Source organism: Thermocladium modestius (assembly GCF_055398215.1).
In genome coordinates this window covers 726,023-741,307 of sequence record NZ_AP043731.1, presented here as the reverse complement: position 1 = coordinate 741,307, position 15,285 = coordinate 726,023, and the positions used below count along the sequence as shown (strand labels likewise).

9 protein-coding genes, 1 tRNA gene and 2 rRNA genes are annotated in these 15,285 nt (G+C 58.1%); 4 read left to right on the top strand and 8 right to left on the bottom strand.

Going from position 1 to position 15,285, the window contains the following annotated elements; all coding sequences use genetic code 11:
- Positions 1 to 18: 18 nt before the first annotated feature.
- From ACZ5ZS_RS03720 to ACZ5ZS_RS03705, 4 genes are all read right to left on the bottom strand, one after another.
- The gene (locus ACZ5ZS_RS03720) at positions 19 to 693 is read right to left on the bottom strand and encodes a diphthine--ammonia ligase (protein WP_188597020.1); all 675 of its coding nucleotides are present in this window, start codon (positions 691 to 693) and stop codon (positions 19 to 21) included.
- A 72-nt stretch (positions 694 to 765) separates the two neighbouring features.
- Positions 766 to 3,809: ribosomal RNA gene (locus tag ACZ5ZS_RS03715) — 23S ribosomal RNA — on the bottom strand.
- A gap of 52 nt (positions 3,810 to 3,861) precedes the next feature.
- A 16S ribosomal RNA gene (locus ACZ5ZS_RS03710) occupies positions 3,862 to 5,366 on the bottom strand.
- Together the 16S and 23S rRNA genes form the textbook arrangement of a ribosomal RNA operon.
- Before the next feature lie 213 nt (positions 5,367 to 5,579).
- Positions 5,580 to 6,491, bottom strand: a complete 912-nt coding sequence (locus tag ACZ5ZS_RS03705) for a membrane dipeptidase (RefSeq protein ID WP_188597184.1) — start codon at positions 6,489 to 6,491, stop codon at positions 5,580 to 5,582.
- Positions 6,492 to 6,555: 64 nt separating this feature from the next.
- Between ACZ5ZS_RS03705 and ACZ5ZS_RS03700 the strand changes: the two genes are divergently transcribed.
- Complete coding sequence (locus ACZ5ZS_RS03700) at positions 6,556 to 7,722, top strand: MFS transporter (protein WP_188597019.1); 1,167 nt, start codon at positions 6,556 to 6,558, stop codon at positions 7,720 to 7,722.
- Positions 7,723 to 7,780: 58 nt separating this feature from the next.
- Here the strand turns inward: ACZ5ZS_RS03700 and ACZ5ZS_RS03695 are convergent, their stop codons facing one another.
- Both ACZ5ZS_RS03695 and ACZ5ZS_RS03690 read right to left on the bottom strand, forming a co-directional pair.
- Complete coding sequence (locus ACZ5ZS_RS03695) at positions 7,781 to 9,784, bottom strand: thioredoxin domain-containing protein (RefSeq protein WP_188597018.1); 2,004 nt, start codon at positions 9,782 to 9,784, stop codon at positions 7,781 to 7,783.
- Positions 9,785 to 9,885: 101 nt separating this feature from the next.
- A tRNA-Ala gene (locus tag ACZ5ZS_RS03690) sits at positions 9,886 to 9,962 on the bottom strand.
- 89 nt (positions 9,963 to 10,051) lie between these two features.
- Between ACZ5ZS_RS03690 and ACZ5ZS_RS03685 the strand changes: the two genes are divergently transcribed.
- The 3 genes from ACZ5ZS_RS03685 to ACZ5ZS_RS03675 all read left to right on the top strand — a co-directional run bounded on the left by ACZ5ZS_RS03685 (position 10,052) and on the right by ACZ5ZS_RS03675 (position 13,626).
- Positions 10,052 to 10,921, top strand: coding sequence for an NAD(P)-dependent oxidoreductase (locus tag ACZ5ZS_RS03685; protein ID WP_188597017.1), 870 nt, complete (start codon positions 10,052 to 10,054; stop codon positions 10,919 to 10,921).
- A 355-nt stretch (positions 10,922 to 11,276) separates the two neighbouring features.
- Positions 11,277 to 12,863 (top strand): B12-binding domain-containing radical SAM protein, encoded by a 1,587-nt coding sequence (locus tag ACZ5ZS_RS03680; RefSeq protein WP_229657752.1) that lies wholly within the window; start codon positions 11,277 to 11,279, stop codon positions 12,861 to 12,863.
- A gap of 109 nt (positions 12,864 to 12,972) precedes the next feature.
- Positions 12,973 to 13,626 (top strand): trimeric intracellular cation channel family protein, encoded by a 654-nt coding sequence (locus ACZ5ZS_RS03675; RefSeq protein WP_188597015.1) that lies wholly within the window; start codon positions 12,973 to 12,975, stop codon positions 13,624 to 13,626.
- Here the strand turns inward: ACZ5ZS_RS03675 and ACZ5ZS_RS03670 are convergent.
- The gene (locus tag ACZ5ZS_RS03670) at positions 13,574 to 13,990 is read right to left on the bottom strand and encodes a hypothetical protein (protein ID WP_188597014.1); all 417 of its coding nucleotides are present in this window, start codon (positions 13,988 to 13,990) and stop codon (positions 13,574 to 13,576) included. The two genes, ACZ5ZS_RS03675 and ACZ5ZS_RS03670, sit on opposite strands and share 53 nt — an antisense overlap.
- Positions 13,991 to 14,003: 13 nt before the next feature.
- Positions 14,004 to 14,852, bottom strand: a complete 849-nt coding sequence (locus ACZ5ZS_RS03665; protein WP_188597013.1) for an SPFH domain-containing protein — start codon at positions 14,850 to 14,852, stop codon at positions 14,004 to 14,006.
- Positions 14,853 to 15,285 lie beyond the last annotated feature (433 nt).

Here is a 15,285-nt window from a genome sequence, read left to right as displayed (position 1 = left end):
AGCAGGGAGCGACGGCATTTAAACCTTGGGCTCCAGCCGAGCCTCCTCTATAGAGAACGACCAGGAGAACTCGCCCAGCCTAACCGGGAACCCCCTCACCCACAACCTACTTGAGTAGAGAGGGGCATCCACCACAAGCGTTTCCGCCTCGCCCCCCTCAAAGGCCGGATTAAAGCCGAACCTGTTGGAGAGGGATATCAACTCCTCCACGTCGCCCACGCCCAAAACCCTCCCCAGGAAGCGGGGAGGTATTCCAAGGGTCGTTATGGATATTATCATGAATCGAAACCCATTCCTCACCAACCACCTCAAGTAACTGGCCTGATCCTTCCTCCAAAGAGGGCTGTACACCCTCAAGCCCAGAGCCTCAGCGGCCGCGTTTATCCTAACTCGCTGAAAATCGCTGAGCAACGCCCCAGTCACCACGCCATCAACCCCCCCAGCCCTCTCCATTAACCCCCTAACCAAGGCCCCCTCCTCATCCTCGCCCACCCCCACCTCCACCACCCTGACGGGCACCCCAAGGGCACCGCCAAGCAGTGGAGCCACGTGCATCGGGACGTGAAACAAAGGCGAGTCCACGCGGGACGGCTTAAACGTGATGAGGCAATCAACCTGAAAACCATGAAGAACCGCCCAGTGAAACGCGAAGACGGAGTCCTTACCCCCAGAGAAAAGAACGCAGACCCTCACGAAGAACCACGGCGCGGAGGGCCTTAAAAACTCATCCAACCACCGGCGACAATCAAACCGCTTACACGCCCATCGCCTGCACCTCCGGGTGATTGGGAGCGGCGGGCTCCCCCCTCGGAAACCCTTGGGGGTTACACCCCCGCCCCATCAAGCCCGTCTTCTACGGGTACCCTACCCACCCCCGAGGCGGGGAACCGCCCCGGAAGCGGATGGCTGCCTATTTTCGGGGGGAGCTTCCCGCTTAGATGCCTTCAGCGGTTATCCCCCACGGCGTGGCTGCCCGGCACTGCCCTACCGGACAACCGGTACACTAGAGGCCGCGGCGCCCCGTTCCTCTCGTACTGAGGGCACCTCCCCCTCAGGCAGCCAGCACCCCCGACAGGTAGAGACCGACCTGTCTCACGACGGTCTGAACCCATCTCACGTTCCCCTTTGATCGGCGGGCAGCCGCACCCTTGGGAGCTGCTGCACTCCCAGGATGGGAAGAGACGACGTCTGGGTACCAAACCGCGGGGTCGATGGGAACTCTCACCCGCGACGAGCCGGTTACTCCTAGGGTAACTTTTCCGACATGCCCAACCCCCACCGGAGGGGGTATGAGCGTTCGTTAAGCCCCGGTTTCCCGCCTGCACCCCGAGCAATCGAGGGTACAGTCAGCCCGGCTTTTGGCCTTACCCTCCACGGCGGGTTTCTAACCCACCTGAGCCGAGCTTAGGGCACCTCTGATATCTTTTCAGAGGTGTGCCGCCCCAGCCGAACTGCCCACCTGCCGCTGTCCCCCACGGGGAGGTTAGGGGCAGAGGAGGAAATGGGTAGTGTTTCATTGCCGCATCCGCGCGGCCCGGAGACCGCGCTTCAATGCTCCTACCTACGCTATGCATTCCCTCCCCCACCCCAACGACAGGCTGCAGTGAAGCTCCATAGGGTCTTCTCGCCCCATCGGGGGTCCCAGGACTGTTCACCTGGAGGCAGGTTCGCCGGGACCTGGGTTGGGACAGTGGGGACCTCGTTGATCCATTCATGCACGCCGGAACTTACCCGGCAAGGCATTTGGCTACCTTAAGAGGGTCAGAGTTACCCCCGGCCTTCAGCGGCGCTTAGCCCGGTTGTACCCGGGTTTAACGTACCGCCAGTGGCCAGGATTCAGCCCCCGTACTCACCCTTACGGGCTCGCGGGGACCTATGTTTTTGTTAAACAGTCAGGTCCCCCTGGCCACTGCGACCTGCGATCCCTGGTTTAAGCCAAGGACCGCAGGCACCCCTTCTCCCGAAGTTACGGGGCCAATTTGCCGAGTTCCCTAACCCAGGGTCACCCGAGCCGCCTTGGGTTTCTAGCCCAGGGCACCTGTGTCGGTTCTCGGTACGGGCGTGGGGACTCGTTCCCTGCTTCCTTTTCATGGGCCCCCGGAATCGGGCGAACCAGGCTCAAGGCCCGGCTATTCCCGCATTCAACCGGTTCTCGGCATTACGCCGCTCCCCGGTCTTCGGCGGTTAAACGGGACGGCGGTCCCGCTCGCCGTATCCGGAGGCGTCGGAAGCAGGGCACGCGTTGCCGCAAAACCTATCCCCACGGCACGGGATTATTAACCCGTTTCCCTTTCGGCAGATGCCTGTGGGGCTCTGCCTTAGGACCGGCTAACCCATGGCTGATTGACGTTGCCATGGAACCCTTGCCCAACCGGCGGAGGGGCATTTAACCCCTCTAGACGCTGCTACTACTGCCAGGATCCGCATTGGCCACGGGTCCACCGGACCTCACGGCCCGGCTTCTAGCCCATGGCCACGCCCCCCTACCGCTCGTGGATTCAATAATCCACGGCCCGGGGTCTCGGCGGCGGGCTTAAGCCCCGCACATCTTAAGGGCCTCCCGCCTCAGCGGGTAAGCTGTTACGCACTTCTTAGCCGATGGCTGCTGCTGGGCCTACGGCCCCGCCGTCTTCGGCGGAAGACTCCCTTCCGGATTAGCACTTAGCCCGCGCTTAGGGGCCTTAACCCCGGTCTGGGTTGTTCCCCTCTCGGTTCCCAAGCTTACCCCCGGGAAACCCGTCTCCCCCCTTCTACGGAGCCCGTGAGTTCGAAGTTCGACCCGGAGCCGGGGCCTTTCGGCCCCTGCGCCCTAGATCGGTGCTCTACCCCACGGGCATCCTCTGGGGAGGCTGGACTTAGATCCACTTCGGGGGGAACCAGCTATCACCGAGCTTGATTGGTCTTTTGCCCCTATCCCAGGGTCAGAGGAACGATTTGCACGTCAGAACCCCTTCGGGCCTCCACGGGGCTTTCACCCCGCTTCGCCCTGCCCCGGGATAGATCGCTCGGTTTCGGGTCGCCCGCCCGTGGCTCCAGGCCCATTAAGACCCCGCCCCTCGCCGATTGCTCGGCTGCGGGCAAGTCGGTTTCCCTGCGCCTTACGGGGCTTAACCCCCTTAAACTCGCCACGAGCGTGCACTCCCTGGCCCGTGTTTCTAGACGTAAGGAGCGACCCCGGCCCCAGCCCTCGTACTCCCAAGTTGCCTTGGTTTCCTTCGGACCGAGGAATCCTTTGAGGCCGCCCCTCCTTTAACCGCCTGGTTTCAGGCTCTTTTCACCCCCCTTCCGGGGTGCTTTTCAGCGTTCCCTCACGGTACTTGTACGCTATCGGTCTCGGGACGTATTTAGCCTTGGAGGCCAGTGGCCCCCGACTTCCCATGCCAAAACCAAGGCATGGTACTCCGGAACTTGGGAATCCGCCGACGGCCTTTAACCTACGGGACTGTCACCCTCTTCGGTGGGGCCTTCCAGCCCACTTCGGCTAGGCCGCTTAGGCGGTGCCCCAAGCCCATTACCCCACATCTCCCCCCAGTCATCCCGGGGGGATTTGGTTTGGGCTCTCCCCCTTTCGGTCGCCCCTACTCAGGGGATCTCTGTTGATTTCTCCTCCTCCCCCTACTAAGATGTTTCCGTTCGGGGGGTTCCCGTCCCTTACGGGACGCCGCGGGTTCACCGCGGCAGGAAGCCCCATTAGGGAACCCCGGGATCAAAGGCTGCATGCGCCTACCCCGGGATTATCGCGAGCTTGCCGCGCCCTTCGTCGGCGCCCGAGCCAAGCCATCCACCAGGCGGCTTCGTGGTGCAAGCGATGAGTTACGTGGCGGCGAAGGAAGAGACCTTTTGGACTCCCATCCCCAACAAAGGAGGTGATCCGGCCGCAGGTTCCCCTACGGCCACCTTGTTACGACTTCGCCCTCCTCGGGAGCCCCCAGCTCGACTCCCCGGCGCTAGCCAAGGAGCCTCGCTAGAAACTCCCTTGGATGGCGCGACGGGCGGTGTGTGCAAGGGGCAGGGACGTATTCACCGCGCGTTGGTGACACGCGGTTACTAGGGATTCCACGTTCACGAGGGTGAATTGCAACCCTCGATCCCTACTGGGGCTGGATTTACGGGATCATCTCCCCCTCTCGGGGTCGAATCCCGCTGTTCCAGCCATTGCAGCTCGCGTGCGGCCCCAGGGTTTCGGGGCATACTGACCTGCCGTGGCCCCCTCCTTCCTCCGGCTTACGCCGGCAGTCCCTCTAGTGTGCCCCCGATTCCGAAGAACCGGGTGGCAACTAGAAGTGGGGGTCTCGCTCGTTGCCGGACTTAACCGGACACTTCACAGCACGAGCTGGCGACGGCCATGCACCTCCTCTCAGCTCATCAGGCAAGGTCGTTAGCCTGGCCATCATCTTGCTGTCGCCCTGGGTAAGGTTTCCGGCGTTGACTCCAATTAAGCCGCAAGCTTCACCCCTTGTGGTGCCCCCCCGCCAATTCCTTTAAGTTTCAGCCTTGCGGCCGTACTCCCCAGGCGGCGGGCTTAACGGCTTCCCTACGCCACTGGGCGGGCTCTAAGCCCGCCCAACAGCTAGCCCGCATAGTTTACAGCTGGGACTACAGGGGTATCTAATCCCCTTTGCTCCCCCAGCTTTCGCCCCTCACCGTCGGGCGCGTTCCAGCCGAGCGCCTCCGCCACTGGTGGTCCTCCTGGGATTATCGGATTTCGCCCCTACCCCAGGAGTACCCTCGGCCTCTCCCGCCCCCAAGCCCGGCAGTACCTTCCCCAGCCCCCGGGTTGAGCCCGGGGATTTCAGAGCAAGGCTTGCCGGGCCGGCTACGGGCGCTTTAGGCCCAGTAATCACCCCGACCACTCGCGGAGCTGGTATTACCGCGGCGGCTGACACCAGACTTGCCCCCCGCTTATTCCCCCGGCTTTCTACACCGGGGAAAAGCTACCCTCATCGGGTAGCACTCGGGGTAACCCCGTCGCAGTTTCCTGCATTGCGGAGGTTTCGCGCCTGCTGCACCCCATAGGGCCTGGGCCCTTGTCTCAGTGCCCATCTCGGGGCTCCCGCTCTCACGGCCCCCATCCGTCTTCGGCTTGGTGGGCCATTACCCCACCAACAACCATGATGGACCGCAGCCCCATCCTAGGGCGAATCGCGCCGGGTGCCGGACGCGGTTCCTTTCGGGGAGGGAGCCTTCCAGCTTCCCTCTCCTATGGGGAATTAGCCCCAGTTTCCCGGGGTTATTCCCCTCCCTAGGGTAGGTTGGCCACGTGTTACTGAGCCGTCCGCCATGCCCTGGCGGATCCCCAAGACATCCGACTCGCATGGCTAAGCCTCACCCCGATAGCGGTCGGGTCCGGCAGGATCAACCGGTTTCTGGGGATGGCCGCCCAAGGCCGCCCCAGGGGATGGGATGGGTCCAGGCCTCTCCTTCGTCGCCGGTGGTTGGATGAATCACCCCGTAACCTTCGCCCCAGGCTAGCCCCGAGGCGGTGTTAGGGGGCTCATTTGTAAACGCCTCGGGAAAAATCAGTCGCTGGAGCATTTATAAGTTTTACCTCAACGTTGGCGCCAGGGGCGTTTTGTGTATCACGTATTTTTAACCCTATCGGCCCTAAGCGTTTCATTAACGACCCGCAGCGGATTCTCCCATAGCTCATCTCCGTGGCCGACCGCCTCGACCAACTTGCTTATCATCAATATATTCTCGAAGCCGCTGGGAGTCTCGTCTATGCCGAGCATATCTGTGCCCACCGCAACGTGACCCCACCCAAAGCTCTCCCCTATGTACTTGAGGTTATCCACCATGCCTTGAATCGTAGGCGACGGAAGGGTCTCGCGTATTGCGGTCACCCCAATCACCCCGCCCGTCCTCACTATGGCCTCTATCTCCTCATCATCCAGGTTGCGTTTATGCCCCTTCAATGCAGCGGCGTTGGCATGAGACGCTATGACCGGCTTCTTGGAAATCGAGGCGACGTCCAGAACCGTGCGTTTACTGGCGTGGGCCACATCCACGATAACGCCAAGCTCGTTGGCCAACCTAACCAATTCCTCCCCCTCGCCCGTCAATCCGTAATCCTTACGGGTCATGCAGGAGGAGGCGAAGCGGTTATCCTCGTTCCAAGTGATGCCGATGGCCCTTACCCCTAGCTCCCTAAGCAGCAGCAAGTCACCGGCGTCGCCCAGGACATCGGCCCCCTCAATCGAGAGGAGTAGATTGATGCCCGGCCTTAGATCGCCTTCCCTCCGTACTATATTGACTAGCCCTGCCCTTTCTAATTCCAAGTAAAACCTCACCTGCTCCAGGAGAAGCTTCATTAGGGCTGGACGAGCTGTTTTCCCAACCCCCCTCAACTCAACCCGGGGAAACACGGCCGCGAATACTAACGCATGCTCGAAGTTCCTCAGCATGGATATGCTGGATTGAGCATTGCCATTGATGACGTCCGCCCTCATAGATGCGTATGCCAAATCCTCATGCAAGTCCGCCAACCGCATTGTGGAAACCATTGGCTCCCCGATAAAAACGCACTTATTTAAAGGGATTAATCCGTGTAGGTAGGTGGCGGGGAGCGTTAACTTAATACTGATCGCAAAGGGAGTTAGGACTCTGGCATTCGGGGCGGTGAGCGTGTTGACGCCCATATACTTAGCGATGCTTGGATACCCGCCGCAATTGGTGGGGCTGGGCATATTCTTCATAGTGGCGGGCAATGCCGTGTCCAACATATTATTGACGTGGTACGGAAACCTCGTCGGCAGGAGGAGAATGCTCGTGGCGTTCAGCTCATTAATGGCGGCGTCGGGGGCCCTCCTATTCCTGGGGGGACCATTCCCGCTACTCGCGGCGGCGCTGGCCATGGGCAACATAAGCACGACGGGCACTGAGGCCGGGCCGTTCCAATCAATAGAGGTCGGCGTCCTCCCCAGGCTGGCGGGGGCGAGGATAGGCCGCGTGCTGGGCGTCTATAACGTGATCGGGTACTCCGCATCCGCCCTAGGCGCACTGGCTGCTTCGCTTCCCTCATACGTGGAGGATCCATTGATGGCTATAAGAGACATGTACCTGGGCTACGCCGCCGTGGGGGTCATCTTGGCGTCCATATACGCAGGCATGGAAGGCTTAAATTCTAGCAAAGCATCCGCTGGGCTGAGTCATGTCTCGCCGGCGGCGAGGGCGGACATAGGCAAGCTCTCCGCCCTGTTCGCAGTGGATGCGTTCGGGGGAGGCCTCGTTTCTCAATCCATAGTATCGTATTGGTTCTATGTGAGGTACGGGGCATCGCTGAGGGAGTTGGGCATCATATTCCTGGCGGTCAACTCTGTGACGGCGGCATCAATAATCGCGGCGCCCCTAGTGGCCGAGCGGTTGGGTAACCTGAAAACCATGGTGTACACCCACATGGTATCAAGCGCCTTCCTGATCCTGATCCCCCTGGCCAGCACATTGCCGGGGAGCCTCTTATTTCTATTGCTCAGGCAAAGCACGTCCCAAATGGACGTGCCCACCAGGCAAGCATTCATGGCTCAGATATTCGGGGACGAGGAGCGGGTTCCCGCCATGGCTATCACGAACACGGCGAGGAGCCTCGCTGCCCTGCCGGGCGCGCCAATCGCCGGCTCCGCCATAGCGGTGGGATTGCTGGGGCTGCCGTTTTTGTTGAGCGGGTCATCCAAGATAGCCTACGACGCTGCGATTTACCTCTCGTATAGGGAGAGGGCTAGCTGACGACTCCCTGCCCTAAAGGGCGGGGCTTCATGATGTTTTTGTACAGGGTTGAGACGAATCAATACAGAAACATGTACTTATCCCGCGCGAAATCCACAATTAATTGCCGTAACTTGATGGGGTCTTCAATAGGCATGCTGCATTGAGAGTACGCGCACACGTATGCCGCTGTCCTTCCACGTCTTATCATTGCCTTGACTGATTCATCTACTACCAAGTCATCCAGCGAATCGCCCCGTATTGGGATCACCAGTTTGCCTGGCCTGAACGTCATCAAGGCGGTTCCATGAAGTTCCTCGAACTTCTTATCGTCGTTTCCCACTATTACCACGCGGGGAGGATCGAGGAAGTGATCGCCCATCGCAATGAAGAATGAGGCGGCAAAGGGACCGAAGCGAAGCGCTTCTCCATACAGCGCCTTAATGGCTTCCTCTGCGTCTGGGCTCGGGGACCCGCCTATTATCCTGGAGAGAACATCCATGGCTATTACGGCTATTGAGGCCGGGCTCCAGTTAGGCGAGTCGCCGAGCGGATCGATTAGGACCCGTAATGAGCCGCCTCCATCTTGAATTGAGTATAGAGGGCCGCCATCGCTCATGAACATCCTCAAGCCCCGTCCACAAGCCACTGCCAGCTCCAGGTATTTCCTATCCCCCGTGCGCTGAAACGCCGATAGTAGGGCCAGCATTGTATAGGCCTGGTCATCCAGGTACCCGGGGCCCAAGCGCTTGCCGTTCCTGTACCCCCTCCTCACCAAGCCGTCATCCATCAACCGCGACGCGAGGAAATCCACAGCAATGAGCGCGCGATCGGCGAAGGCTGGATCCACGTAATCCCCCGCCGCTAGGCCAGCAATTGCCGCCGCTGCTGTGGAGTGGGCATAGATGGTGCGATCGATGGGGGGCTTCTCCCTCCCCTCTCTAGCGGTCCTCATTTTATCAATGGCGGTCCTCAATACATTCAAGCCCTCAACCGAGGCATCGTTGGATACGTGTAGAACCGCCTTCTCCCCGCTTGGGAAGCGATCTAGGCCGAAATGCTCGTAGACTGCCTGAAGCTCTTCCTGTGTGAGTATGGACGCCAGCTCCTCAATGCTCCATTTATAGTAACCGCCCTCCTCTCCCCCGGAATCCGCGCCTTGACTGGAGTAGTAACCGCCTTCATCGTCTCCGAGGACAGAGTTAATGTACTCGAGCGTATCCACGGCCACCGATCTAAGGTACTTATTGCCGGTGGCGGCGAATGCCTCAACGTAATTCATTGAGAGCTCAGCGTTATCTATCAGTAGCTTCTCGAAGTGGGGGACCAGCCAAGCATCGTCCACCGAGTACCTGTGAAAACCGCCGCCCAATTGATCATGTATGCCTCCCCTCCCCATCGCCTCCAACGTGTGCACCGCTGCGTCTATGAAGCTGGAATTGGAGTAGAAACCCCTGTAGAGGAGGAGGGAGTGAAAAGTGACTTGCGGGAACTTCGGGAATGAACCGAAGCCGCCGTGCTCCTCGTCGTACATATCCATTATCCTCAGCAGAACTCCATTAATCGCCGATAGATCCACGCGATCCACGTCATTCTTCTCAGTTTGGACCCCACTTATGGGCACACCCCCATTGCCATCCCTATAGGCCTTCAACACGGCCTCAAGCACCCTGGGCATGCCGGGCAGCCCCATTGAGTCCCTCGGGGGGAAGTAAGTGCCGGCGAAAATGGCTTCCCCGCTGGGCGTTAGGAACACGGTGAGGGGCCAACCCGCTTGGCCGGATAGTGATGATGCGATTCCCTGAAGTATTTTATCTATGTCCGGCCTCTCATCCCTATCAACCTTTATAGGCACGAAAAATTCATTAATGATGCGAGCCACCTCCGGATCATCGTATGTAGACTCATCCATTACATTGCACCAATGACACCACGATGCGCCTACATCAACGAGAATAGGCCTATTCTCGCTTCTGGCCAACTCGAACGCCTCGCTGCACCAACCCCACCAATTAACCGGGCTCCCGGCGGCCTTCAACAGATAAGGCGAGCCGCTGCCCGTCAAGCAAGCCATCCTGTCCATTAAGTTAAGGAGCGGACCCCCTAATTATATTAGGCGGGAGCGGCGGGCCTGTGCGAGCGGGCGCGGCGATGGTGGCGTCAACAGGGGTTAATGCATAATCATGGTGGACCGGGTGGGATTTGAACCCACGATCTCCCGCGTGCGAGGCGGATATCCTTCCAGGCTAGACTACCGGCCCTTGAATTGATTGGGGCCATGCCTTTTAAAAGATTTTCCGCCGCGCGGTTAACTGGTTAAGTTTATTTTCCCCACGACCTGGACCAGATCATGCGGGTCGGCTTAATAGGCCTGGGAGTAATGGGGTACAGGATAGGCGCTAACTTGGCCAGGGCAGGCAAGCTCCAGTTGGTCTATAATAGGACTAGGGAGAAGGCGGATAGATTCAGCGCTGAACACGGCGTGGAGGTGGCCTCCACCGTGGGGGAATTAGTCGAGGGAACCGACGTGGTGCTGACCATGTTATCGGATGACTCCGCGGTTTCCTCTGTGATCAGGGAAGCGCTTCCGGTGATTAAGGGCAAGGTAATAATAGACATGTCCACTATATCCCCCACCACCAGCATCGGCTTGGCGGATCAGGTGAGGAGGGGCGGAGGCAACATGATGGATGCACCCGTTATAGGCACTTCAATACACGTGGAGCAGAAAAAGATAGCGGTCCTGGTGGGCGGGCCAAGGGAGCTCTTCGAGACTGCCAAGGATATAATTGGAGCAACTGCCGCTGCGGTCGAGTACATGGGGGGCAACGGCATGGGGCTCTACGCTAAATTGGTTAATAACTTGCTTCTGGGCGCATACGTGGCCGCCATGGGGGAGGCATACTGGTTCGGCGTGAGGAGCGGGGTGAAGCCGGAGGATGTGGAGAAGGTGTTGAGGCAACTCAGCAGCGCCAGGTCCCCCACCGCCGATTTAAAGGTGCCCAAGATCAGGAGCGGGGATTACTCAACTCAATTCGCATTGAGGCATATGAGGAAGGACTTGGAGATAGTGCAGAGGGAGACCCAGAACATAGGCATGCCGGCTCCAATGTCGTCTCTTGCGCTTCAATTATATAGATTAGTGGAGCAGGGAGGGGGAGGTGACTTGGACTTCGCGGCCGTGGCGGAGCTGTTCAAACCCAGGAGTAACACTTCCTAGCCTCCACGGAACCCCCATTGATTGCAGCAATGCGGCGGAGCGAATCCATGCCGCATCGATGAAAGGCGGTGAATCCGTATTACAGCCAAACGCGGCGTCAATGCGATCGGCCAGGAAAGAATGCGGAGACGCATCACGCTGGTGGCGTTTGAGAGGAGGATATTGCTAAAGCATGTGTTAAATAATAATATTGGTAATAAGATGATTGATAAGTCGAAGTAAAAGGAGTAAGCGAAGTAGTTAGCAATATTATACCTCAACCATTAATGACGAGAAGGAGGTAGGTTGCTACCTAATTCGAGCAATTCAGTTAACTGACAAAAGTTTAAATACTTAAATAATGCTTGAAAGCAGCATGTCAAGCCGGTCGGGTTATCCCGTGGTTTTGACCAGCGAGGGCTCGACCGCAAGCGATACCTTCGGCGCATCCATCGCGGGCTTCATAAGCGCATTGCCGGATTACTACATACGGGATTGGGTGGCCCGTCTCTACTTCCAGGTTAAGAGCGATAGGAGGGGCATAGTCAAGCGAGCTCCCTACGGCATAGCCAAGGTGCATGCATCGCTGGCTAGGGCCGGCATCGATGCAGTGATAGCTGACCCAAATAAGCTGGATAAGGTGGTGGGGCCCAGCACCAAGGTGCTCGGCATATACACCATGGACCCGCTGGGGCTCAGCTACGGATCGGGCATAGTTTACTGGATATTGACGCTGGCCGGCCTTAGGTACGCCGGCACTCCCTACATATCTAAGTCATTCCTTAAGGTACTGGATAACCCAGCAGTCAAGAGAAATAGGAACGGCATGAAGATAGTGGTGGGGGGACCCGCTGTTTGGCAATTGGTAGACACGGGAATGCAGGCCAAGCTGGGCATCGACGTGGTGTACGAGGGGGAGTTCGAGGAGGATGGGCCTGCCGTATTCAAGCGATTGCTGGCGGGTGAGGCTGTGCCAGCCGTGGTCACGGCCAGGCGGCCGGTTCCAGTCGACTTGATCCCTACCATAACGACGCCGGCAATCGGCGGGTTGGTCGAGGTCACCAGGGGATGCGGTAGGGGGTGCCAGTTCTGCACCCCCACGTTGAGCGGCATGATAAGGTCCATTCCCTTCGAGGGCCACGTGGATAAGGAGATAAGGATCAACATAGAGGTGGGTGGGGTAAAGGAGATAGGGCTGCACAGCGAGGAGTTCTTCAGGTATGGAGCTAAGGGAATAGACCCCAATCCGAATAAGGTGATCGACTTGGTGCAGAAGGCGTATAAATTGGTCAAGTCATACGGCGATGATTACGGCATAACCACTGACTTCACCACAGCGGCGGTGGCGGTGCAGGCGAGGAAGTTGGTGGAGGAGGTGGGCCAGTACATGAATGAGGGGGGCCAGATGAATTTCATAGAGATGGGGATAGAGACGGGATCGCCCAGGCTGTTGGCAATGGTTATGCCGGGCAAGGTATTGCCATTCAAGCCAGCCCAGTACCCCGATATAGTGGAGAACGCGGTCGGCATACTCAACGACAGCGGTTGGATAGTGGTTGGAACAATGATAATAAACCTGCCCGGGGAGACCGATGACGATGTGATTAAGAACCTAGAGCTTTTGGATAGGTTGAGCAAGCTCAGGATAATGACGTTCCCATTGCCGTTCATACCGATGGGCGCATTGAGGCACAGGGACTTCACTGTCCTCGACAAGATACTGGAGAACCCGCTGCGAGAGGAATTCGTATTACGGGCACTATCAAAGGCCATGAGCGAGGCGTACGCGGATGCCGATGTGGTGACGGCCAAGATGGAGAACCCGGTGGTGCGCCGACTAATAAAGCACTTGATGCATGCAGCCGTTGGGTTCGTGCTGAGGCGGTACAAGGAGAAGCTGCAATCCATGGAGCCCAGGCGACCCACGGCTCCCCAGGAAATCAAGTGGAAAATACACGTGTAGTTGCTTCCATCTTCATTATTTTAGTTAATTCATTCAATGTGTATACCCCATGTCTTGCCCATAAGTGGGAGGGGCATAAAATTAAAGCGCGCAACTCAGGGGAGCGGCGATGCTTGCCTCTCTGGTAATAGATGTGCTGAATTACGTGGGGATCGTTGCGTTCGCGGTGTCCGGCGCGTTGAAGGCCATTGAGAAGGACATGGATCTCCTGGGCGTGGTAGTGCTGGGATTCTCAACGGCATTGGTGGGGGGAATAACTAGGGATGTACTGCTCGGAGTGACCCCGCCCGTCAACATCACGTACCTCCCCTATCCAATCACCGCCATAGTGGCATCGCTCGCCGCGCTGCCGTTCGCTAGGTACGTGATGAGGGGAATCAAGCCATTCCTATACGCGGACGCCCTCGGCCTCGGCGCGTTCACAGCCATAGGCGCCCAGGTGGCGTTCATCCACGGCATAAATCCCCTAGGCATCGCCATGCTGGCCTCCATAACGGCGGTGGGGGGAGGCGTGGTGAGGGATCTACTGGCCAACGAGGTGCCTATGGTTTTATCAAGGGAGGTATACGCGACTGCGTCAATAATAGGCGGGCTTGCGTATTGGCCACTCGCCGAGGTATCTCCCCCCGGCGACGCGGCGTTGATAGTCACGGTGCTTGTCTCCTCAATAAGGATAGCGGCCATAGAGAGGGGATGGTCCCTTCCCCGCGCTAGGAGCTTGGCTTGGAAAGGAGACCGCCAGCGACACCAGCGATCAAGTTGATCAAAATGAAGATGCCGACCCTTGCTCTAAGGGGGCCCCCATAGGCGTCGAACGCTATTGATAATATGGCCAGGACAGCCAGGGTATAGGCAGCGAGCCTTCGAGCGTCCTTTAAGATAGAGTAATAGCTGGAACCCTCCTGGAGCCCGTACGGCGAGGCAAAGGCCAGCAGCAATGCGTACAAGGCAACTATCAGCCCCAGATCCACCCATTGCCCCACGTAGATTGCCCAGAATGGGCTGAGCACCAATCGCACTGGGTAGAAAATATCGGCGACGAGCTCCAAGCCGAGGGTCAACGCCGAGACCACAAATGAATAGCCGATCCCGGCAATTAATTGCAGCCTGAGCCGCCTGGCGCTCATATGGGCTAGGCCCTCATTGCTCCTTCTTCTCCTCCCTCCTAGGGATCAATTGCTCCAGGCCGGGCAGCGAGCCGCCCACTATCAGGTTGACAGGGTAGTAGGGGACTCCCAGCATCATGTTTGTCGCCGCGGGATCCGACTTGCTGGCCATGACCTCCGCCAGCCTAGCCCTCACGGCTTGCAGTGTGTCCACGCCGAGGGCCAGGTACTGAACTATCCTCCTCATCGTGTCGTCCTCCGGCTCAAGCCTCACTATCCTACACGCTATTAAGTTGATCCCTATCTCCTCCATTGCGGATCTAAGCGATGCGGCGACGGCGTCGGTTATCTTGTGTAGGTTGGCGTAGACCTCCCTCAGGGAGACCAGGTTCAGGACCTGAGACACGGATTGATCCACTATGGGGGATAGGAATGCCGCCAACGCGTCGACGGTGTACTTCAGCTCCCCGAATTGAACGCTATTCACGAGCTTCGCTGGATCGCTCACGGTGAAGAAATAGGCAACTTGGTACCGCATGGCCACCAATTCCTTGGTTTGGCTCACCCCCTCGCTCCTCGCCTCATGCCTTGCGGTGCTCACGAACAGCACCTCTATCTCCCAGGGAAGGTTCCCACTGTATTGAAGCCTTGAGAAGAATTGGGAGACCGGGTTGGCCGGCGTCTGCAAGTCGTGGGCGCCCGCGTCGAAAACGCCGGTTATCTGTCCCTGCACCCTCACCACCGCCTTCTGGTTTGAGTAAACGATGAGGCGGGACCTGGTCCTCACGTCCACTGAGTGGTACTTTACTATCAAGTCATTGGCCCCCATCTCATCCCGTCCCTGCTCATTTATTGTGGATATGACTGGTGCCCTTATGGACATATACATCTATTCACGCCCCTCCCTAATATACTTTCCACTCGGGGAAGAAAATAACCACACGGGCCGCCAGGCAATTTGGTAGGGGGCAGTAGGCCCTCCGTGGAGCCGCGAGAAACTACATATAATTACTTATGAGTAACTTAAGCAAATCGTGATTATTGACCTTCCATTCATGACTGATGATGAGCCAGCTTAGCTCATGGTGGTTCCAGCGGTCACCGTTTCAGTCTGTGACACTCCACGCGATTTAGGTCCATGACTCACTACACGTTCACTCATGACTCCCAATGGCCAAGTAATGTTCAAAGTAGAGGAGGCAACCTTGTCATCCCTCAACTTCAATTAATTACTACTGGATACCGCAACCACACAGCAAGCTCAACAGTTGGGTCCGGCGAGCCATGCTGTCTTCCCATAAACTACCTTTACCCTA